This window comes from Allobosea sp. NPDC055594 (genome assembly GCF_053618995.1).
Genome location: NZ_JBSHIO010000015.1, coordinates 67,488 through 89,197 on the forward strand (window position 1 = coordinate 67,488; position 21,710 = coordinate 89,197).

17 protein-coding genes are annotated in these 21,710 nt (G+C 67.7%); 7 read left to right on the forward strand and 10 right to left on the reverse strand.

Features of this window, described 5'->3' with window-relative positions:
- Positions 1 to 72 precede the first annotated feature (72 nt).
- The 4 genes from ACWGRX_RS22745 to ACWGRX_RS22760 form a co-directional block, all read right to left on the reverse strand.
- A complete protein-coding gene (locus tag ACWGRX_RS22745; RefSeq protein ID WP_452119423.1) occupies positions 73 to 1,425 on the reverse strand; it encodes a sigma-54-dependent transcriptional regulator in 1,353 nt (450 codons plus the stop codon).
- Positions 1,422 to 3,365: an ATP-binding protein gene (locus ACWGRX_RS22750; RefSeq protein WP_452119424.1), complete on the reverse strand. Its 1,944-nt coding sequence runs from the start codon at positions 3,363 to 3,365 to the stop codon at positions 1,422 to 1,424. Before ACWGRX_RS22750 ends, ACWGRX_RS22745 begins: the two co-directional genes overlap by 4 nt.
- A complete protein-coding gene (locus tag ACWGRX_RS22755) occupies positions 3,362 to 4,735 on the reverse strand; it encodes an ABC transporter substrate-binding protein (RefSeq protein WP_452119425.1) in 1,374 nt (457 codons plus the stop codon). The genes ACWGRX_RS22750 and ACWGRX_RS22755 overlap by 4 nt, the downstream gene beginning before the upstream one ends.
- 104 nt (positions 4,736 to 4,839) lie before the next feature.
- On the reverse strand, positions 4,840 to 5,130 hold the full coding sequence (locus ACWGRX_RS22760; RefSeq protein ID WP_452119426.1) for a hypothetical protein: 291 nt from the start codon (positions 5,128 to 5,130) through the stop codon (positions 4,840 to 4,842).
- Between the two features lie 288 nt (positions 5,131 to 5,418).
- Between ACWGRX_RS22760 and ACWGRX_RS22765 the strand changes: the two genes are divergently transcribed.
- Positions 5,419 to 6,063: a DUF47 domain-containing protein gene (locus tag ACWGRX_RS22765; protein ID WP_452119427.1), complete on the forward strand. Its 645-nt coding sequence runs from the start codon at positions 5,419 to 5,421 to the stop codon at positions 6,061 to 6,063.
- 12 nt (positions 6,064 to 6,075) lie between these two features.
- Entirely contained in the window at positions 6,076 to 7,089 is a 1,014-nt protein-coding gene (locus ACWGRX_RS22770; protein ID WP_452119428.1) for an inorganic phosphate transporter, read from the forward strand.
- A 22-nt stretch (positions 7,090 to 7,111) separates the two neighbouring features.
- Here ACWGRX_RS22770 and ACWGRX_RS22775 read toward each other — a convergent pair whose 3' ends face one another.
- A complete protein-coding gene (locus tag ACWGRX_RS22775; protein WP_452119429.1) occupies positions 7,112 to 8,128 on the reverse strand; it encodes a LacI family DNA-binding transcriptional regulator in 1,017 nt (338 codons plus the stop codon).
- 185 nt (positions 8,129 to 8,313) lie between these two features.
- Here ACWGRX_RS22775 and ACWGRX_RS22780 point away from each other — a divergent pair, with 185 nt between their 5' ends.
- The 5 genes from ACWGRX_RS22780 (at position 8,314) to ACWGRX_RS22800 (ending at position 14,591) form a co-directional block, all read left to right on the forward strand.
- Positions 8,314 to 9,330, forward strand: a complete 1,017-nt coding sequence (locus tag ACWGRX_RS22780; protein WP_452119430.1) for a TRAP transporter substrate-binding protein — start codon at positions 8,314 to 8,316, stop codon at positions 9,328 to 9,330.
- Between the two features lie 84 nt (positions 9,331 to 9,414).
- Entirely contained in the window at positions 9,415 to 11,292 is a 1,878-nt protein-coding gene (locus tag ACWGRX_RS22785) for a TRAP transporter large permease (RefSeq protein WP_452119431.1), read from the forward strand.
- 30 nt (positions 11,293 to 11,322) lie between these two features.
- The gene (locus ACWGRX_RS22790; RefSeq protein WP_452119432.1) at positions 11,323 to 11,862 is read left to right on the forward strand and encodes a VOC family protein; all 540 of its coding nucleotides are present in this window, start codon (positions 11,323 to 11,325) and stop codon (positions 11,860 to 11,862) included.
- Between the two features lie 167 nt (positions 11,863 to 12,029).
- Complete coding sequence (locus ACWGRX_RS22795; protein ID WP_452119433.1) at positions 12,030 to 13,304, forward strand: ribulose-bisphosphate carboxylase large subunit family protein; 1,275 nt, start codon at positions 12,030 to 12,032, stop codon at positions 13,302 to 13,304.
- Positions 13,305 to 13,310: 6 nt separating this feature from the next.
- Positions 13,311 to 14,591: a four-carbon acid sugar kinase family protein gene (locus ACWGRX_RS22800; RefSeq protein ID WP_452119434.1), complete on the forward strand. Its 1,281-nt coding sequence runs from the start codon at positions 13,311 to 13,313 to the stop codon at positions 14,589 to 14,591.
- A gap of 79 nt (positions 14,592 to 14,670) precedes the next feature.
- Here ACWGRX_RS22800 and kce read toward each other — a convergent pair whose 3' ends face one another.
- From kce to ACWGRX_RS22825, 5 genes are all read right to left on the reverse strand, one after another.
- Positions 14,671 to 15,603, reverse strand: a complete 933-nt coding sequence (gene kce / locus ACWGRX_RS22805) for a 3,5-dioxohexanoate:acetyl-CoA acetone transferase (protein WP_452119435.1) — start codon at positions 15,601 to 15,603, stop codon at positions 14,671 to 14,673.
- A 34-nt stretch (positions 15,604 to 15,637) separates the two neighbouring features.
- Positions 15,638 to 16,579, reverse strand: coding sequence for a 3-hydroxyacyl-CoA dehydrogenase (locus ACWGRX_RS22810; RefSeq protein WP_452119436.1), 942 nt, complete (start codon positions 16,577 to 16,579; stop codon positions 15,638 to 15,640).
- A 202-nt stretch (positions 16,580 to 16,781) separates the two neighbouring features.
- On the reverse strand, positions 16,782 to 19,307 hold the full coding sequence (locus ACWGRX_RS22815) for a branched-chain amino acid ABC transporter ATP-binding protein/permease (protein WP_452119437.1): 2,526 nt from the start codon (positions 19,305 to 19,307) through the stop codon (positions 16,782 to 16,784).
- A gap of 7 nt (positions 19,308 to 19,314) precedes the next feature.
- Positions 19,315 to 20,190: a branched-chain amino acid ABC transporter permease gene (locus ACWGRX_RS22820; RefSeq protein WP_452119438.1), complete on the reverse strand. Its 876-nt coding sequence runs from the start codon at positions 20,188 to 20,190 to the stop codon at positions 19,315 to 19,317.
- 187 nt (positions 20,191 to 20,377) lie between these two features.
- Positions 20,378 to 21,634 carry an ABC transporter substrate-binding protein gene (locus ACWGRX_RS22825; RefSeq protein WP_291637091.1) on the reverse strand — a complete coding sequence of 419 codons (1,257 nt, stop codon included), beginning with the start codon at positions 21,632 to 21,634 and terminating at the stop codon, positions 20,378 to 20,380.
- Between the last annotated feature and the right edge of the window lie 76 nt (positions 21,635 to 21,710).

Here is a 21,710-nt window from a genome sequence, read left to right on the forward strand (position 1 = left end):
GGGGTCGCTCCGGTAACCTGCCGGCGTGGGCGATGGGTCAGCGCGGTAACATGAGCGCGGCAGCCTGGCCGCTCAGTCGGCGAGCGCGGCGGAGCCGCCGAGGCCATAGCGCCGCATCTTGAGGTAGAGCGTCTTGCGGGTGATGCCGAGCGCTCCGGCGGTGACGCCGATGCGCCCGCCATGGCGCTTCAGCGCGGCCCCGATTGCTTCCGCCTCGGCGAGAGCGACCTCTTCCTCGAGCGTCCGCTCGACGCCGCTTGCGGTGGCGGCGGTATCGAGGTCCTCGAAATCCTCGTCCATGCCGAGCAGGCTGCGTTCGGCGGCATTGCGCAGTTCGCGGACATTGCCGGGCCAGTCCTGCCGCGACAGGCGCTGCAGGAGATCGCGCCCGAGCGGTGGCGCGGAACGGCCGACGCGGGCGGCGGCCAGCGCCAGGAAGTGCCGGAACAGCATCGGGATGTCCTCACGCCGGTCGCGCAGCGGCGGCAGGCGCAAGGTCACGACATTGAGCCGGTAGACCAGATCCGCGCGGAAGCCGCCGGTCTTGGCGAGGGCGGCGAGGTCTGCCTTGGTGGCGGCGACGATGCGGATGTCGACGGCGATCTCGCGATTGGAGCCGAGCCGCTCGATGCGGCGCTCCTGTAGTGCGCGCAGCAGGCGGACCTGCGCCGCCATCGGCATGGATTCGATCTCGTCGAGGAAGAGCGTGCCGCCGCTGGCATGCTCGATCTTGCCGATCCGGCGCTCGCGCGCGCCGGTGAAGGCGCCGGCCTCGTGGCCGAAAAGCTCGCTCTCGATCATGGTCTCGGGGATGGCGCCGCAGTTCACGGCGACGAAGCGGCCGGCACGGCGCTGGCCGAGATCGTGCAAAGCACGCGCCGCGACCTCCTTGCCGGTGCCGGTCTCGCCGAAGAGCAGGACGTCGGTGTCGGCGTCGGCGAGGAGTGTGAGCCGCCCGCGCAGCTTGGCGATGGCCGGCGAATTGCCGACCAGGCGCGCGGCCCAGGGGTCTTCCGGCGCGACGCCGGCACGCAGCGCCCGGTTCTCGATGATCAGCCGGCGATACTCGCTGGCGCGCCTCACCGTCTCGATCAGCAGCACGGGATCGGCCGGCTTCTCGACGAAATCCCAGGCGCCGTCGCGGATCGCCTTCACCGCCATCGGGATATCGGCATGACCGGTGATCAGCACGACCGGGATTTCCGAGTCGATCGCGGTCACCGCCGACAGCAGGCCGAAGCCGTCGCGGCCGGGCATGCGGACATCGCTGACGATGACGGCGGCGCTGTCGCGGTTGAGCAGGGCGAGCGCGGCATCGCCGGAGCGCCTGGCTGCGACCTCGAAACCGTCGAGCTCTAGCGTCAGCCGCCAGGCTTCGAGGACCTCGGCGTCGTCATCGACGAGGATAACCTTCGGGGCGCTCATGCGTTCGCATCCAATGGGGCCATGACATGGGTGGTCGTGCCCTCGAGCGTGATCAGGAAGCGCGTGCCCGTGGGGCCGGTTTCCGCCACGGCAAGGGTGCCGCCCAGGTCCTTGATGATGTTGTAGGACAGGGAAAGACCGAGGCCGAGCCCCGAGCCGACGGGCTTGGTCGTGAAGAAGGGATCGAAGATCCGCTCGACATGTGGGCGGTCGATGCCGGGACCGTTGTCCTCGACCCAGAGCCCGACGCTGCGGCCACGTCGTCGCGCGCCGACCGTCAGCGTCGCGCCCGCCCGGCCGGCGACGGCGTCGAGCGCGTTGGCGATGAGGTTGACCAGCACCTGCTCGAGCCGGATCTCCTCGGCGTGGACATAGAGCCGGTTGCTCAGCAGCTCGCGCTTCAGCGTCACGCCTTCTGCCGCGAGGCGCGGCTCGAACAGGGACAGGGCGGTTTCGAAGACCTCGCCGACCTCGACCGGGGCGAGCACGATGCCGGGCTTGCGGGCGAAGCGCCTGAGATGGGCGATCAGCTCGGCGGCGCGGGTCGTCAGGGCCTGGATCCGGGCGAGGGCCTGGCGGGCATCTTCCGGACGGTCGCGCTCGAGCAGCAGCGCGCCGTTATGGGCATGGGAGCGGATTGCGGCGAGCGGCTGGTTGAGCTCGTGGCTGAGCCCCGCGGCCATCTGGCCGAGGGCCGCGAGCTTGGCGGCCTGGATCAGGTCGTCGCGCGTCTGGCGGAAGACGGCGAGGGCGCGGGCGAGATCGCCGAGCTCGTCATTGCCGGCCTTGGGCAGAACGGCGGAGGACTGGCCACTGGCGATGCTGGTCGCGGCCTCGGTGAGGACCCGCAGCCGCGCCACGAGATGGCGCCGGACATAGAACCAGCCGATCAGCAGCGCCCCGAGCAGCGAGGCGGCGGCGATCGCCAGCAGCAGGTTGCGCCCGAGCAGGATCGCCTGCGCCGAGCGCTCGGCGGCGGCCTTGGCCACGGCCTCGGTGCGCTGGACTTCCTGCGAGACCAGCGTGCCGAGCTCGGTGACGAGGCGCCGGCTCTCGAAGATCAGGCGCTGCGCGTCGGCCAGCGCCGAAAGCTCGGCGCGCTTGATCGCAGGCAGCCCGGTCGTCGTGTCGGCGAGGCCGATCAGGCGCTGGGTGATCTGGCGGACGGTGATGGTGTCGGGCCAGCCGGCGAGGGCCTTGGCCTCGACCTCGAGCTGGTCGACCGCTTCGCCGATGACATGGCCGGTCTGCTCCATGTCCTCGCGGGTCCGCACCGCGCCCAAGCGGCCGAACAGCCCGACGATCAGGTTCGCCTGGGCGTTCAGCGTCATCAGCGCCTCGCTCTTGCGGGTCTCCTCGCGGATGGCGTTCGGGCGGCTGGTTTGCGTCGCGACCGTGTTCGCCTGTCCGAGCGCGGTCTCGATGTTGAAGCGGGCATCGTCGGTCAGCGGCTCGATCTCGTCGAGCAGATCGGCCTGGAGCCAGCGCAATTCCTCGCCGAGGGCGCGGTTGCGCTCGCCCAGCGGGAAACGGCGTTCCGAGACGGCATCGATTGCCGCGAGATTGCCGCGGATCGCGGTCGCGACCGAAGTCAACGCCGGCACGTCGAAACCGCCCTGCTTGCGTTCGGAGAGGACGCGGTCGAGCTCGTCCAGGCGCTCGCCGACGGCGCGCCGGCTGCGCTCATAGACGTCGCGCCGCTCGGCATTGGCGAGCTCCGGCATCGCCGAGATCACGCGCGCGCTGGCCTCGGCCAGCCTTGCTGCCGAGGCGAGGCCGGGAAGGTGGTCGCTGGCGATGGCCGCGAGCTCCTTGCTCAGCCGCTCATAGGAGATGACGCCGACGATGCCGGCGCCGACGGCGAAGAGGCCGACGCCGAGGAAGGCGGCGATCAGGCGGCCGCCGATGCCGAAACGCCGGCCGGGCCAGAGGCGTCTCACGGCCTCGCTCCCGCAAGGCCATCCTCGGCCCCGGCCCAGCCCAGGCTGACGAGCCGTTCGGTCGCCCGCCGCAGGGCGTCGGCGGCCTCCGCGGCATGGGCGGCGATCGCGGCGCGGATCTCGGTCTCGAGCTTCGCCTGCGCTTCGGGCGGGGCAACGCCGCGCGGGACGCGGACGAGGTTGCGGAAGCGCTCGGGCTGCTCCAGCTGCGCGGCGGTGATCGGCGGACGGGTGAGGGCGGCGCGGGCCTGCGTCAGAAACTGCGCCGCCTGCTCGTCGGGATGGCGAAGGAGCGCCGCTTCCATGGCCTGGAGGCTGCGCCAGAGCCGGGCATGCTCGGCGCGCCGGAAGGTGATCCATTCGTCGAAGATGATGTTGACGAGTTCGTAGCGGCTGGCGGAGAGGCCGGCGTCGAAACGAGTCTTGCTGAACAGACCGGCTGTTTCCGAGAGATGCGGCGGCGTCTCGTCAGGGCCATAGGCGGCCGGCGAGACCGCGAGGCGGCCGATCCGCGGCTCGCGCAGCAGCCTTTGGCCTTCGGGAGACAGCACGAAGTCGACGAAGAGCTCGGCCTCTTTGGGATTGGGCGATGTCGCGAGCCGCGCGATGCTGGCCGGCGCGAACAGCGTCTCCTCCGGCAATACGAAACGGTTGGTTTCGGCTTCGCCGGTGCCGGAATCCGTCAGGAAATCGATGGAGATGCCGATGCCGAAGCGGCCGCGCGCGACGCCGGTGGTGACGCCGAAGCTGCGCGCGGTCAGTGTCGCGAGATTGCCGCCGATCGCCGACCAGAGCGCCCAGCCGCGCTCCCAGCCGAGCGATTGCAGCAGCGCCTCGACCATCAGATGGGTGGTACCGGAGCGGGCCGGCGAGGTCAGGCCGATATGGCCGGCATAGGCGGGAGCGGAGAGGTCGGACCAGTTGCGCGGTACGGGCAGATTGCGCGCCGAGAGATAGCCGGGGTTGTAGACCAGCCCGTATCCGGAAATGGCGAAGCCGAGATAGCGGCCGGCGGGGTCGTTGACCGGATAGCCGGCGATGCTCTCCGGGGCGCCGGTGGCGCGCGCCTGCAGAGGCGCCAGCAGTCCGGCCTGCTTCAGCAGCTCGAAGGCATCGGGTGCCGAAGCCCAGAACAGATCGGCCTCCGGCCGCTTCTGAGCGTGGATGTCGGCGAGTGCGGCGGTCGTCTTGCGCTGCACGATCTCGACGGCGATGTCCGGGTGACGGGCGCGGAAGGCAACGCGGAAAGGCTCGAAGAAGGAAGGCGGGAACGAGGTGACGACCTGGACGCGACGTGCCTGCGCCGGGCCGGCGGCGAGCCAGCCGAATGCGGAAAGGACAAGCCAGAGACAAAGGGCGCGGCGGCTCATCGCACCGTCATATAGCCGGGCAATCGGCAGGCATAGATCGGCCGTGCAGCCGCCGGGCCGGGGGAAGGGCCGCGGTCGGCGGCCCTTCGCTCATGTCGTGCCTGTCACTTCACATGCAGGAGAACGGCGCCTTCCAGGATGGTGGGAGCGCCGACGCCGGTATTGCCGGCGTGCTCCTTGATCCACGCCTTCGCCATTTTCAGGCTTTCATCGGTGCCGGCCTTGTCCTTGCAGACCGTGACGGAAACCCCGCCATCGGGGGTGCGGATCAGCGCGTAGTTCGAGAAGCCCGGTGCCGTCCGCATCAGCTTCTCGACGTCGGCCTTGCGCTTCTCGAGCAGGTCGAAAAGCTCCTTGGCGCCCTTGCCGGAATAGGTTCTGACGATCGCGTGCATGGCCAGTCCTCCGCTCAAGGCCCCGCCAGCCGCGATAGCTATGCGCCTGCGCGCAGCGCTTGCCAATTCAAGATGATGCAAGGGAAGGCGCTTTGGCCGCGGCGCGCATTGCTCCGGCGAGGTACTCCCTTCGCTCCCGCAAGACGGCAGGGTGAAAGCATCTGTGCAGCGGCGCAGGATGTGGTTGCAGCGGTCACGAAACTGTCACACAAGCTGGCGGGAATTCGGCTCGTATCCTGCCGCGACGAAGGCGGCGCGGCAGGCCGTGCGATCACGACGAGGTGCGCGGTGCTCGGCTGGTTCCAGAAGCTGCTCCCGAAAGAGCCCAAATTCTTCGATCTGTTCGAGGCGCATGCGGTCACGCTGGTCGCGGGCGCCAGGGCGCTGGATTCCCTGCTTTCCGGGCGCATCTCGATCGAGACCGGCTGCGCCGAGATCTTCAAGCAGGAGCACCTGGCCGACGAGATCGCCGGGGAGGTCATGCATGAGACTGGCCGGAGTTTCATCACCCCGTTCGATCGCGGCGACATCGAGGAGCTGATTGGCTCGATGGACGACGCGATCGACCAGATGCGCAAGACCGCCAGGGCGATCGCGCTCTACGAGGTCGAGCGTTTCGAGCCCGATATGGCCGAGCTCGGCGTGGTGGTGGTGCAGGCGTCGGAACGCGTCGCGCGGCTCCTGCCGATGCTGCGGGACATCAAGAAGAACGCCGTCGTGATCGGGGCGCTGGCCAAGGAGATCGGCGCGATCGAGGAACGTTCCGATGTGCTTCACGGCCAGGGGCTGAAGGCGCTGTTCAGGGCGCATCGCGGCGGCGAAGCGATGGGCTTCATCGTCGGCGCCGAGGTCTACGACCATCTCGAAAAAGTGGTCGACCGGCTGGAGGACGTCGCCAAGCGGGTCAGCCGCATCGTGCTCGAACATCTCTAGGCGGCGTGCGCCGTGGACCTTTCCGCTGTCGCCACCTCCCTGATCTTCCTGATCGCCGTCGCCCTGCTGTTCGACTTCCTGAACGGCCTGCACGACGCCGCGAATTCGATCGCGACCATCGTCTCGACGCGGGTCCTGCCGCCGCGCTGGGCGGTTTTCTGGGCCGCCTTCTTCAATTTCATCGCCTTCCTGTTCTTCGGCCTGCACGTCGCGCAGACGGTCGGCTCGGGCATCATCCAGGCGGCGATCGTCGACGACCGCGTGATCTTCGGAGCGCTCAGCGGCGCTATCGCCTGGAACGTGGTGACCTGGATCGCCGGCATCCCGTCGAGCTCCTCGCATGCGCTGATCGGCGGGCTGGTCGGTGCCGGGCTCGCGAAGGCGGGCTTCTCCTCGATCGTCTGGTGGGGGCTGGGCAAGACCTTCGTCGCGATCTTCATGTCGCCGGCGATCGGCTTCGCGCTGGCGCTGCTGCTCGTGCTGTTCGTCTCCTGGAGCTTCCTCAAAGTGGCGCCGATCAAGGCGGACAGCACCTTCCGCTCGCTGCAATTCGTCTCCGCCTCGCTCTATTCCCTCGGCCACGGTGCCAATGACGCGCAGAAGACCATGGGCATCATCGCCGTGCTCTTGTTCTCGCATGGTCTGATGGGCGACAGCTTCTCGGTGCCGTTCTGGGTGGTGATCTCCTGCCAGGCGGCGATGGCGCTCGGCACGCTCTGCGGCGGCTGGCGGATCGTCCACACCATGGGCTCGAAGATCACCCGGCTGACGCCGCAGCAGGGTTTCTGCGCCGAGACCGGCGGGGCGATCACCCTGTTCATGGCGACCTATCTCGGCATCCCCGTCTCGACCACGCACACCATCACCGGCGCGATCATCGGCGTCGGCGCCGCTCGCCGGATGGCGGCGGTGCGCTGGGGCGTGGCGCGCGGCATCGTCTTCGCCTGGATCGTGACGATGCCGGCCGCGGGCGCGATCTCGGCCGTCGCTTATCTCCTCTCCGGCTATTTCCTGACCGGGCGCTGAAGGGCGCCCGGCACATCGAGACTCAGGGCAGGTTCTCGCGGAGCACGATCTCGGTGCTCGGCCGGCTGGTGCCCTCGGTCGCCGGGCGCCCGGCACGCAGATTGGCGAAGATCGAGACGCAGGTCATCAGCGTCGCCTGCGGGTGCTGGGTGATCACGGCGTCCATCGTGCCGTCGATCAGCAGGGCGCGGGTATCCGGCGTCAGCCCGTGCCCGACGAAGACGACCTCGTGCTGGCGCCCGGTCTCCTTCAGGGCCCGGCCGATGCCCTCGGCGCCGCCGCCGATATTGTAGATGCCGGCGAGATCGGGGTGCTGTGCCAGCAGGGTCCTGGTCTGCCGGTAGTTCTGGCCCTCGTCGTCGTGGCCTTCGCGCAGGCCGACCACATCGATTGCCGGGTAGAGTTCCTGGAACAGGTGGAGGAAGCCCATCTCGCGCTCCTCATGGGCGCGGTAGCTCAGACTGCCAGCGATCATCGCGACCTTGGCGGGGCGGCGGCCGATGAAGCGGGCGACGAGATAGCCCGCCGTGCGGCCGGCCGAGCGGTTGTCGAGCCCGACATAGGCGACGCGGCGGCTGTTGGCGATGTCGGAGATCAGCGTCACCGTCGGCACGCCGCGCTCGGCCAGGCCGTCGACCGCCTCGCGCACGGAAGGGTGCTCCAGCGCCATGAAGGCGATGCCGTCGACGTCGCGCGCCGCCTGGCGCAGATGCTGGGCGAGGAGCTCGGGCTTGAAGCTCTCGATGTACTCGACCCGGGCCCGCATGTTGAAGGAGGTGAGTTGATCCTGCGCGCCGGCGATCTGGCGGCCGAGCAGGGTGAGGAAGCGGTTGGTGCCGGCCGGCAGCAGGAAGGCGAGCCTGAGCGGCCGCAGCGCGCTCGCCGGTAGCGCGCCTTCCATGACGTAGCCGAGCTCTCCGGCCGCCTTGAGCACGCGCTGCACCGTCGCCGCCCGCACGCCCGGCCGCTGGTTCAGCACCCGGTCGACGGTCGCGGTCGAGACGCCGGCGAGCTTCGCGACATCTTCGACCCGGGCCATTTGGCGGCGGCGCGGGGCGACCTCCGTGCTGACGTCCAAAGGCAGCGCCGGTGTAGAAATCGGGATATTCATTCCATCAAAAACCATCATAAAATGAGCTTGATGACCATCAGACGTGATTTCTATCCTGAGTGCAAGACGATCAAGAGCAATCAAATCGCATCAAGCGAATCTGGGAGGACATCATGACCGGACTGACCCGTCGCGCTGCGTTGCAGAGCCTCGCCGCCGTTCCCGCTGCTTCGCTGATCGGCATGCCGATGATCGCGCGGGCCGCCGAGATCGAGCTGAAATACGGCAACAACCTGCCGCTCAGCCATCCGCTCAACATCCGCGCCCAGCAGGCGGCGGAGCGCGTCGCCAAGGAGACCAACGGCCGGGTCGAAATCAAGATCTTCCCGAACAACCAGCTCGGCGGCGACACCGACATGCTGAGCCAGGTCCGCAATGGCGGCATCACCTTCTTCACGCCGTCGGCGCTGGTGATCGCGACCTTGGTGCCGGTCGCGGCGATCAATGCAGTCGGCTTCGCCTTCGCCGATTACGACCAGGTCTGGAAGGCGATGGACGGGCCGGTCGGCGCGCATGTCCGCGCCGCGATCGAGAAGGTCAACCTCTACGCCTTCGAGAAGATGTGGGACAACGGCTTCCGCCAGATGACGACCTCGGGCAAGCCGATCGAGCAGGCCGCCGACATGGCCTCGCTGAAGATCCGCGTTCCGGTCTCGCCGCTCTCGATCTCGATGTTCAAGGCACTCGGCGCCGCGCCGGCCAGCCTGCAGTTCTCGGAGGTCTATTCGGCGCTGCAGACCAGGGTCGTCGATGCGCAGGAGAATCCACTGCCGATCATCCAGGTCGCCAAGCTGTTCGAGGTGCAGAAGCATTGCGCGATCTCGAACCATATCTGGGACGGTTTCTGGTTCATCGCCAACGGGCGCGCCTGGCGCGGCCTGCCGCCGGATATCCAGAAGGTCGTCGCCTCCGCGATCAATGATGCCGGCGTCGCCCAGCGCGGCGACATCAAGAGCCTGAACGAGACCGTGCAGGCCGATCTGCAGTCAAAGGGGCTTTCCTTCAACAAGACCAACCCGGACAGCTTCCGGGCGAAGCTGCGCGAAGGCGGGTTCTACAAGGAATGGCAGGAGCGCTTCGGCGCCGAGGCCTGGGGTCTGCTCGAAGGCGCGGTCGGCAAGCTCGCTTGAGCGAGCCGACCCACCGGATCAAGGTCGTCCCGGGCCTCCCCGTGATCCCCGGGACGACCAGGAATAGCTAAGAAGGAATTCGCCATGGCCGGGCACATCGCCTTGATGCCGACGCAGGCCGTGCCTGCGACCGGGCTCGGACGTCTCGCCGACCGCCTCGACCGAGCCGTCGGAGCGATGGTCGAGGCGATCGCAGCGGTGCTCGTCCTCACCGAGATCGTCATCCTCGGTGCCGGGGTCACCGCCCGCTATGCCTTCCACGCCCCGCTGGTCTGGTCGGACGAGCTCGCCTCGATCCTGTTCCTGTGGCTCTCCATGCTCGGTGCGGTCGTCGCGCTCCGGCGCGGCGAGCATATGCGGATGACCGGCCTCGTTTCCCGCGTCGGGCCGCAGACGCGCCTCCTGCTCGAGGCGCTCGCGATCACCGCCGCCATCGCCTTCCTGGTGATGATCCTGCCGGATGCGCTCGACTATGCCGAGGAGGAGCGCTTCATCGTTACGCCGGCGCTGGAGATCGCCAATAGCTGGCGTGCTGCGGCGCTGCCGATCGGCATCGTCTTGATGCTGTTCGCCGCCTTCTGCCGGCTGCTGCGCTTCGGTTCCTGGAAAACCGTCGTGCTGGCAGCCGGGATAACCGTGGCGTTGGTCGCGCTGTTCTATGTCGCAGGCCCGGCGCTGAAGCCGCTCGGCAAGCTCAACCTCCTGATTTTCTTCGTCGGCATCGTCGCGGCGAACGTCTTCGCCGGCGTGCCGATCGCGTTCTCCTTCGCGCTCGCCACCTTCGGCTATCTCTCGCTGACAACTTCGACGCCGATGATCGTCATGGTCGGCCGGCTCGACGAGGGCATGAGCCATCTGATCCTGCTCGCCGTGCCGCTCTTTATCTTCCTCGGTGCGCTGATCGAGATGACCGGCATGGCCCGCGCCATGATCCAGTTCCTCGCCTCGCTGCTCGGCCATGTCCGGGGTGGACTCTCCTATGTGCTAGTCGGCGCGATGTATCTGGTCTCGGGCATCTCCGGCTCGAAGATCGCCGACATGGCGGCGATCGCGCCGGTGCTCTTCCCGGAGATGCAGAAGCGCGGCGCCAAGCCGGGCGACCTCGTCGCGCTGCTCTCAGCAACCGGCGCGCAGACCGAGACGATCCCGCCCTCCATCGTCCTGATCACCATCGGCTCGGTCACCGGCGTCTCGATCGCGGCCCTGTTCACCGGCGGCATGCTGCCGGCGGTCGTGCTCGGCATCGCGCTCTGCTTCGTCGTCTGGCGGCGCAACCGGGGTGAGGACCTCAGCCACGTCACCAAATATTCGAAGCGTGAGATCGGCCGGCTCTGCCTGATCGCGGCGCCCGCCATCGCGCTGCCCTTCGTCATCCGGGCCGCCGTCGTCGAGGGCGTTGCCACCGCGACCGAGGTCTCGACTATCGGCATCGCCTATGCCGTGCTGGCCGGCATCCTGATCTACCGCCAGTTCGACTGGCGTCGGCTGAAAGGCATGCTGGTCGACACGGCGTCGCTGACCGGCGCGATCATCTTCATCATCGGCTGCGCGACAGCGATGGCCTGGGGGCTGACGCAGTCGGGCTTCTCGCAGGACCTCGCCAAGGTCATGGCGGCGGTGCCCGGCGGCAGCTGGGGCTTCCTCGCGATCTCGATCGTCGCCTTCGTCATCCTCGGCAGCGTGCTCGAAGGCATCCCGGCGATTGTGCTGTTCGGACCGCTTCTCTTCCCGATCGCCAAGCAGATCGGCGTGCACGAGGTGCATTACGCGATAGTTGTGATCTTCGCGATGGGCATCGGCCTTTTCGCGCCGCCCTTCGGCGTCGGCTATTACGGCGCCTGCGCGATCTCGAAGATCAATCCCGACGAGGGGCTGAAATACATCTGGGGCTATGTGCTCGCCCTGCTTGTCGGCCTCGTCATCGTCGCGGCCGTGCCGTGGATCTCCATCGGCTTCCTCTGATTCCCCTCTCGAAAGCGAAAGACCAAAGCCATGAGCCGCTTCTTCGGCCAGATCCGCCAGGCCGGCTATGTCGTCCCCGATATCGAGGCGGCGATGGATTACTGGAGTCGGGTGCTCGGCGTCGGCCCGTTCTTCTACAATCCGAAGGTTCCGATCAGGAACTACCGGTACAGGGGCGAGGAATACGAGCCGCACAATTCGGTGGCGCTGGCCAATTCCGGGCCGCTGCAGATCGAGCTGATCCAGTGCCGCAACGCCGTGCCGTCCATGTACAAGGACTTCACCGATGCCGGCCATACCGGCCTGCAGCATGTCGCCTACTGGACCTCGGACTATGATGCCGATCTGGAGCGGCTGCTCGCCGAGGGCTTTAAGCCGGTGATGTCGGGCGAGGTCGGCGAACGCGGCCGCTTCGTCTATTTCGATACCCACTACCATCCCGGCACGGTGATCGAGCTCTCCGAGGTCGCCGGCCCCAAGGGCGAGATGTTCCGCCTGATCCGCGAAGCCGCGGACAACTGGGACGGCAAGGACCCGGTGCGGCCCTTTCCGGATCTGAGCAAACTGTAAGTTTAGGGACCGTTCCCTGTGGAAGGAAAACCGTCATTCCGGACAAGCCGCGAAAGCGGCGCTGCTCCGGAATCCATCGTAGGGTGCAGTGCCTTTCGATGGATTCCGGCGCTCCGCTCCGCTGCGGCCGGAATGACGCGGTAATCGTGTGAGCCCGGATCCCCCAGATGACTAACGACCGCTTCGAAGCCTCTTACCTGATCGAGACGCCGCTCGACCCGCGCAAGGTCGCGGAGGTGATGGCGGGCGAGCAGTCCTGCGGCACCTTCACCCGCGTTGCCGGCGAGACCGAAGCATTGCGCGAGCGGGCGCGGGCCGTGGTCACCAATGTCGCGGTTCTCGAAACGGTGGACGAGCCGAGCCTTCCCAATGCCTGGCTGGCGCGCAAGGGCGTCGAGGGGCCGTGGCGGCGGGCGCGCGTCACCATCTCCTTTCCAGTCGACAATGTCGGCGCCAATCTTGCGACGCTGGCCTCGATCGTCGCCGGCAATCTCTACGATCTTGGCGAGGTCACGGGTCTCAGGCTCGACACGATCACGCTGCCCTGGTCCTTCCGCCGACGCTTTGCCATGCCGACGCAGGGCATCGCCGGAACGCGCCGGCTCGCCGGGGTCGCCAGCGGGCCGTTGGTCGGCTCGATCATCAAGCCCAATGTCGGCTTGAGCGCATATGAGACGGCCGAGCTGGTCGCGGGGCTCTGCGCGGCGGGGCTCGATTTCATCAAGGATGACGAGATCTGCGCCGATCCGGTACATGCGCCGCTGGCGCAGCGCGTGCCGGCGGTGATGGCCGCCGTCAGGCGCCATCAGGACAGGACCGGCAAGGCGGTGATGATCGCCTTCAACATCACCGACGAGACCGATGCGATGCGCCGCCATGCCGACCTCGTGGCGCGCGAGGGCGGTTCCTGCGTGATGGCGAGCCTGAACTGGTGTGGCTTCTCCGCCATCGAAACCCTGCGGCGCTCGACCGATCTCGCTTTGCACGGGCACCGCAACGGCTATGGCGCGATCTCGCGCCATCCGCTGCTCGGCATCTCCTTCCAAGCCTATCAGACGCTCTGGCGCCTCGCCGGCGTCGACCACATGCATGTCCATGGCGTGCAGGGGAAATTCGCGCAGGAGGACGAGGAGGTCGTCTCCTCGGCGCGGGATTGCGTGACGCCGCTGACCGAGGGTGCCGATGACCGGGTCATGCCGGCCTTCTCCTCGGGGCAATGGGCCGGGACGGCCCAGCCGACCTTCGATGCGATCGGCCATGCCGACCTGTTGTTCATGGCGGGCGGCGGCATTCTCGCCCATCCCGGCGGGCCGGCGGCCGGCGTCGCCAGCATCCGCCAGGCCTGGGAAGCGGTGGCCGGCGGGGTGCCGGTCGCGGAGGCGGCGCAGCGGCACCCGGAACTGAAGCAGGCGCTCGACTTTTTCGGCGCGGCGGCGGGCTGAGCTGTCATGGCCGGAACGCTGCCTCGCTACGCCTGGTATGGCGACGATTTCACCGGCTCGACCGATACGCTCGCGGTGCTGGCCGAGGGCGGGCAGAAGGCGCTGCTCTTCCTGCGCATTCCGACGCGGGAGCAGCTCGGCCGAGCCGGCGATCTCGACGCGCTCGGAATCGCCGGCGCGACGCGGGCGATGGCGCCCGAGGCGATGGCGGCCGAACTCGATCCGGCCGGGCGCTTCTTCGCCGGGCTCGGAATCGCGCTGCTTCATTACAAATGCTGCTCGACCTTCGACAGCGCGCCGCATCTCGGCAGTATCGGCGCGGCTGTACGGGCACTGCAGCCACATTTTTCCAACAGCCTCCTGCCGATCATCGGCGGCCAGCCCAATCTCGGGCGCTACTGCCTGTTCGGCAACCTCTTCGCCGCCGCGGGCACCGGCGGCACCGTGCACCGGATCGACCGCCATCCGACGATGAGCGTCCATCCGGCGACGCCGATGGGCGAGGCCGATCTGCGCCTGCATCTCGCGGCGCAGGGGCTCGGCGCGGTCGGGCTGGTCGATTATCGCAGCTATGGCGATCCTGGTGGCCTTGCGGTGCGTCTCGCTGATAGCACCGGCCCGGTGCTCTTCGACATTGCGCGCGTCGAGGATATCGCCGTGGCTGGCCGGGCGATCGCCGCCCGTGCGGCGCTTGCTCCCATGCTCGTCGTCGGACCGAGCTCGGTCGCGCAGGCGCTGGCGGGGACGTCGTTGCTCGGTCGCATTGGGGAGGCGAGGGCCGCTGCGGCGACGCCGAAAGCGGGCGGGCCGGTGCTCGCCCTTGTCGGCAGCCTCTCGCCGGTGACGCGGGCGCAGGTCGAGGCCGCTTCGAACTATGCCCGGATCGCCGTCGATCCCGCGCGCCTGCTCGGGGAGCCCGGCCATGCGGCGGCGCTGCGCGACGAGGCGCGGCGGTTGCTGGGGGAAGGCGATGTCATGCTGGTAACCGATCGGCCCGCCGGCGCGCCGGGCGATACGGCGAGCGTCGCCAGTGCGACGGGTGAACTCTTGCGCGCCATCGTGGCGGAGGCCGCGATCGCGCGTTTGGTGGTGGCCGGCGGCGATACCTCGACGCTCGCCGTGCGCATGCTCGACATCTGGGGGCTGTCGCATCGCGCAGCCCTGGTCCCGGGCGCGCCGCTCTGCCTTGCCCATAGCGACGATCCCCGGCTCGACGGGATCGAGATGGTGCTGAAGGGCGGCCAGATGGGGCCGCCCGACTTTTTCAGGTTGGTGGCCGGGCGCTGAGGCGCGCCTCGTCCGGAATCAAGACGTCATCCCGGGCTTGTCCGGGATGACGGAAGAGTGTGCGGGAAGGCAGCAGACCTTAGAAATTGACCTTGTCGGCGCCCTTGAGCTGGAGCTGCTCGCGGGCATCGTCCGGGGTTGCGATCTCGAGGCCGAGGCCCTCGATGATCTGGCGGGCGGCGCGGACCTGATCGGCGTTCGACTTGGCGAGCTGGCCCGGTCCAAGCCAGAGCGAGTCTTCCAGGCCGACGCGCAGATTGCCGCCCATCGCCACCGCCATCGCGGCGATCGGCAGCTGGTGGCGACCGGCGCCGAGCACCGACCAGTGATAGTCGTCGCCGAAGAGCCGGTCGGCCGTGCGCTTCATGTGCATGACGTCTTCCGGGTGCGGGCCGATGCCGCCGAGCAGGCCGAAGACCGACTGGACGAAGAAGGGCGGCTTGACCAGCCCGCGGTCGACGAAATGGGCCAGCGTGTAGAGATGGCCGATATCGTAGCACTCGATCTCGAAGCGCGTGCCGTTCTCGGCGCAGGTGGTCAGGATGTTGGCGATGTCCTTGAAGGTGTTCTTGAAGACGCGGTCGTCTGAGCCTTCGAGATAGGGCCGCTCCCAGTCGTGCTTGAACTCCTTGAAGCGGTTCAACATCGGGTAGAGGCCGAAATTCATCGAACCCATGTTGAGCGATGCGACCTCGGGCTTGAAATGGGCGCAGGGCTTCAGGCGTTCCTCGACCAGCATGGTCGGCGCGCCGCCGGTGGTGATGTTGATGACGCAGTTCGAGCGCTGCTTGATCACCTTGAGGAAGGGTTCGAAGGCCTCGGGCGATTGGTCGGGCTGGCCGGTCTTCGGATTGCGGGCATGGACGTGGACGAGTGCCGCGCCGGCCTCGGCTGCGCCGACGGCGGCGTCGATGATCTCATCGGGCGTCACCGGCAGATAGGGCGACATGGAGGGAGTGTGGATCGCGCCGGTGACGGCGCAGGTGATGATGACTTTGCGGTTCTTCGCCATGCGATACGTCCTTCGAGGCTGATTGGTCTTGAATTCAGTCCGGCTTGTGCTGCGAGGCGCGCTTGTGCGCCTGCAGCGCGGCGAGGCGGCTGTCGCGCCAGTCGCTCAGGCGCTTGACGCGCTCTGCCTCCTGCGCGCCGCGCCATTCGCGCATGACTTCGGCGACCGTCTCCGGCTTGAACGGGTTGCCGAGCCCTTCCGAGGATTTGACCATGCGGTCGAGCGACTCGGAATAGCGGGCGCAGTAATCGGGAATGCCGCCCGGCGCGTTGAGTTCAATCGTTTCGAACGGGCCCATGAAGGACCAGCGCAGGCCGAGCCCGTCACGGATCGTCTTGTCGACATCCTCGGCACTGGCGACGCCTTCGCCGACGAGGCGGAAGGCTTCGGCGAGCAGCACGGCCTGGAGACGGTTGAGCACGAAGCCGGCCTTCTCCTTGCGCAGGGTGATCGGCACCTGGCCGGCCTGCTCGTAGATCCGCTTAGCCTCGGCGACGACAGCCGGATCGGTCCAGGGCGCCGGGGCAAGCTCGACGATCGGCACCAGATGCGGCGGGTTGACCGGATGAGCGACGAGGCAGCGGGAGCGTCCCGGCAGCGCGTCGGAAAAGGCTGAGGCCATGATGAACGAGGTCGAGGAGGCAAGGATGGCGCCCGCCGGCGCGAGCCGGTCCATCTCCGCGAACAGCTCGCGCTTCGCCTCGACCGTTTCGGGACCGTTCTCCTGGGCGAGAACGATGTCCTTCAGCGCGTCGGCGAGATCGGCGGCGACACGGATGCGGGCCAGCGCCGCCTTGGGATCGTCGACCAGGCCGTGGCCGGCGAGCTCTTCGAGATTGTTGCCGATATGGGCGCGCGCCGCCTGCGCCGCCTCCTGCTTCAGATCATAGAGCGCGACCTCGAAGCCATGGCTGGCAAAGACAGTGGCCCAGGCACGGCCGATCAGGCCCGAGCCGACGATGGCGATCTTGGTCATAAGGCGATGTCTCGGTTGATAGGATAGGTGCGGGGAACCCCTCTCCCGGATGGGAGAGGGGCAGGGGTGAGGGACCGCCGCTGATTATTGAGACGAGGCGGTGTCGTTTGTGCCTTCTGCGGGTAGGGCAGGCCCTCATCCCTGCCCTTCTCCCACGCGGGAGAAGGGTTCCCCGCGCTTCTATCGTCTCGCAGATTGTTCATCACAGCCACAGCACCTGCCGGCGCAGCGCCAGATCCTGGCTCAGCGCCCGCGAGGGGCCGGTATGGGTGACCTGGCCGCGTTCGAGCACGACGGTGCGGTCGGAGAGCGCAAGCGCGAGATCGAGATGGTGGTCGACGATCACGATGGCGATCTCCCGGCGCAGCTTGTCGAAGGCCTCGAACAGCTCCTCGACGACGGCGGGCGCCAGGCCCTCGAAAGGCTCGTCGAGCAGCAGCACCCTGGTGTCGCCGGACAGGGCCCGGGCCACCGCCACCATCTGCTGTTCGCCGCCGGAGAGGTAGTCCGCCGGCGAATGCCAGCGTTCCCGAATGCGCGGGAAGAAGGAGAAGATCTTCTCGTCCTCCCAGCGTACGCCATTGCCGGTCAGGCGCTTGAGGCGGCCGAGCTCCATATTGTCCTTGACGCTCATGCCGGCGAAGAGGCCGCGCCCCTGCGGGACATAGGCGATGCCGGCGCGCGCGATCCGGGCAGGCGGCAGCCTGGCGATGTCGCTGCCGGCCAGCATGATCGCGCCCTGGGCCGGCGGAGCGATGCCGGTGATCGTCTTGAGCAGGGTCGACTTGCCGGCGCCGTTGCGCCCGAGCAAAGCGACGATCTCGTTCTCGTGCACGTCGAGCGAGACCTGCCGCAGGATGTGGCTCTTGCCGTAGAAGGTGTCGACCTCATTGAGCCCCAGCAGGACCTTGGAGCCGGCGGCGCTCTCGCGGGGCTTCTCGGCGAGCGCATGGGCACCGGAGCCGATATAGACCTCCTGCACCTTGGGGGAGGAGCGAGCATCCTCGACCGTGCCGTCGACCAGCACGGACCCCTCGTTCATCACCGTGACATGGTCGGCGATGGCGAAAACGCGGTCGATGTCGTGCTCGACCAGCAGCACCGGCAGGTCGCGCGAGATCGACTTGATGAGGTTGCCGACGCGCTCGCGCTCGGCCGCGGCGAGGCCGGCGAGCGGCTCGTCGAGCAGGAGCACGCGCGGGCTCGTCGCCAATGCCAGCGACATGTCGAGCAGGCGCTGGCCGCCATAGCTCAGCGAGCCCGCTTCCGCCGTCTCGATGCCGGAAAGCCCCATGGTCGAGATGACCTGGCGGGCCTCGTCGTTGATCTTTTCCTGCGCACCGGCCGCGCGCCAGAAGCCGAAGCGTTCCGGAGCCCGCGCCTGCACGGCGAGGCGAACGTTCTCGGCGACGGAGAGCGTCGGGAACAGGTTGGTGATCTGGAAGGCGCGGCCGATGCCGGCTTGCGTGATCGCCTCCGGCGAGAGCCCGGCAATGTCGCGCTGGCGCAGGCGGACCTCGCCGCGGTCCGGCGGGAACAGGCCGGAGATCAGGTTGAAGGCGGTGGTCTTGCCGGCGCCGTTCGGGCCGATCAGCGCATGCAGCTTGCGGTCGCGCATGGTGATGTCGACATTCTCGACCGCCTTGATGCCGCCGAAGCTCTTGGCGAGGCCTTTCGCTGCGAGGATCGTGCCGTCGCCGGCATCGGCCGGCTTCATGAAGGCCGGCAGCTCGACCGCACCGGCCTTGCGCGCCGACATTGCGGCATCCTCGGCCGGGACCTTGCGGAACGGCTTCAGCAGGCGCTGGCCGACGCCGACGAGCCCGTCCGGCGAGAAGACGATGAAGGCGACGAAGAGCAGGCCGAACCAGAACAGCCAGTTCTCGGTGACGCTGGAGAGATAGTCGCGGAAGACGACGAAGAAGAGCGCGCCGAGCGCCGGCCCGAGGAAGGAGCGCATGCCGCCGATCACCACCATCGCCAGCAATTCGCCGGAGAAGGCGACCGAGATCGGCTCGGCCGAGGTCATGCGGTTGTTGAAGAGGAGGAGCGTGCCGGCGAGCCCGGTCAGCACCGCCGAGAGCGTGAAGGCGACGAGCTTGTAGCGGGTGGTGGCATATCCCAGGAAACGGGCGCGCTGTTCGTTCTCGCGGATCGCGACCAGGACCGTGCCGACCGGCGAACGATGGAAGCGCCAGAGGCAGTAGACCACACCAAAACCGATCGTTGCGACCAGTGTGTAGAAGGGCAGGGCGGTCTCGAAGTCGATGCCGGCGAAGAGCGGGCGCTTGATGCCCCCGAGCCCGTCCTCGCCGCCGGTCACGCTGGTCCAGCGGAAGGCGACCGAATAGACCATCGCGGTCAGTGCCAGCGTCAGCAGCGAGAAATAGACACCCCTGCGACGCAGGATCAGGGCGCCGAAGCCGACGGCGACGAGCCCGACGAAGACGAGCGCCAGCAGGATCGGCAGCACGAACTGGCCGGGCAGCCAGTTGCGCTGGATCAGGCCTGCGGCATAGGCGGCGAGGCCGAACCAGGCGCCATGGCCAAAGGAGACCAGGCCGGTGGTGCCGACCAGGATGTTCAGCGCCATGCAGGCGATGGCGAAGACGACGATCTCGGTCGCCGAGGTGGTGCCGAGCCCGATCGCATGCATCAGCGAGGGCAGGGCGGCTAGGCCTAGGGCGGCGATGGCGAGCGGGAGGTAGTCGCGTGCGGTCGGGTTCATCACGGCCTCACTCGAAGCGCTGGATGCGCTCGCCGAACAGGCCGCGCGGACGGAAGAGGAGGACGAGCAGCATCATCAGATAGATCACCGCGGTCGACCATTGCGTGAAGCCGAGGCCGATGGTGATGCCCTTGACGAGGCCGACCATGATGGCCGCGACGACGACGCCCCAGAAGGAGCCGAGCCCGCCGATGACGACGACGACGAAGGCCGGGGTGATGATCTCCTGGCCCATGGCGGGATGGATCGAGTAGATCGGCGCCAGGAGCACGCCGGCGAGGCCGGCAAGGCCGATGCCGATGCCGGCGATCGTCATCATGTAGGGCTGCAGGGAGATGCCGAGCGCACCGACCATGTCGGGGTTCTGGACGCCGGCGCGCACGACGCGCCCGAAGGCGGTGCGCTGCAGCAGGAACCAGAGGCCGAGCACGCAGGCCGCCGCGATCAGCAGCAGCAAGGCGCGGTAGCGCGAATAGATGAAGTCGCCGATGAAGATCTGGCCGCGCAGCTCCGGCGGGATCGAGAACGAAAGCGGTGGCGCGCCGAAGATCATGCGCAGGGATTGCTCGGCGACCATGGCGAGGCCGAAGGTGAGCAGCAGCGAGAGAATGGGATCGGCTCTGTAGAAGCGCTGGAACAGCCCGCGCTCGATGACGATGCCGAGCAAAGCGACCAGCACCGGTGACCCGATGATCGCGCCACCGAACCCGATATGCGGCGCGAGCACGATCGTGAGATAGGCGCCGATCGCATAGAAGGCGCCATGCGCCAGGTTGACGATGCCGCCGAGCGAGAAGATCAGCGACAGGCCGAGCGCGATCAGGAGGTAATAGACCCCGTCGAGCAGCCCGTTCAGCACCTGCTGGATGAAGAGGGTGAGCAAGGGAAAGCCTTTGCTTGGTGCGGTGTTCAGCAGGCTGGCGCGAACGCGCTGTCGACCTGGGCGAAGAGGGCGTCATGCTCGGGCTTGACCCGAGCATCTCAGGCCAGAGGAGGCGCCAGCAGGCGCCTTCTCGTCATGAGGTTCTCGGGTCTGCGCTTCGCTTCGCCCGAGAATGACGCAGGCGGCCTCAGCTCATCTTGCAGACGGCTTCGTCGCCCTGGGTCGCGATGACCTCCATGCTCTCGTTCGGGCCGGGGATCGGCGGCGAGGAGGTGAAGAGGTCCCACTGGTTCTTGACCTTGGCGGCGGGCAGCGCGGTGATCGCGTACATCTCGCTGATCAGCTGATGGTCGGAGGCGCGGAAATAGCCCTCGCGCGTCTTCAGCACGTCGAACTTGGCGCCCTTCTCGAGATGTTCGAGAATCTTGGCCGTCTCGGCGCTCTTCAGCTCGTTCATCGACTGGGCCATCATCTTCACGGCCATGTAGTCGCCCCAGGCCTGGTTCTCCGGGGGCTTGCCGTACTTCTTGGTGAAGGCGGCGACGAAGGTCTTGGTGCCGGGGGTCTCGATGAGATGGTGCCAGACGCAGGGCCAGATGCCGCCGAAATTGTCCTTGCCGGCAGCCCAGGCGAGGGCGGTGTCGAAACCGAAGCCGGCGACCGGGAAGGTCAGGCCGAACTCGGAATACTGCTTGAGGAAGTTGGTGATCTGGTTGCCTGCGAGGTTCGAGATCACCATGTCGGGCTTGGCGGCCCGGATCTCGAGCAGCAGGGCGGAGAAGTCGGTCGCGTCGGTCGGCACCAGCTTGTCGGCGGCGAACTGGCCGCCATTGGCCTCCATGAAGCGTTTGGCGACCTTGAGCAGGTCATGACCGAAGGCGTAGTCGGCGGTGAGCGAGAACCATTTCTTGCCCTTGACCAGGCCCTGCTCCATCAGCGCCCGGCCGCAGCTCTTCACATACATCGAGTTCTGATGCTCGACATGGAACATGTAGCGGTTGCAGTTCTCGCCGCGCAGCGCGTCCGAATTGGCGCCGGTGTTGACGAAGAGCGTCTTGGTCCGGCCGGCGACCTGCGCGATGGTCAGCGCCGAGGCGGAGGAAATCTCGCCGATGATACAGGCGACCTTGTCGCGCTCGACCATGCGCTCGGCCTTGGTCGAGGCGGTCTGGGGATTGACCGAGTCTTCCTTCAGCAGTTCGAGCTTGCGGCCCATGATGCCGCCGGCGGCATTGATTTCCTCGGCGGCGAGGTCGGCCGCCATGACGCCGTATTCGCCGAGCGGGCCGAGGAAGCCGGTGCGCGGCGTCAGGTGTCCGAAGCGGATCGCGTCCGGTGTCTGCGCCAGGATGATCGAGGGGCTGGCGATCAGCCCTGTCGCGGTCACGCCGAGCCCGGCCAGCGCCTGGCGGCGCGAAAGGCCGGTTTTCTTTTGATCTGACATTTGGTTCCTCCCAGAACGCATTCCGCGCCTCTTGGCGTCGGGGCTTCGATGTCGTTCGTCTCGTTTGCGGTCTTTG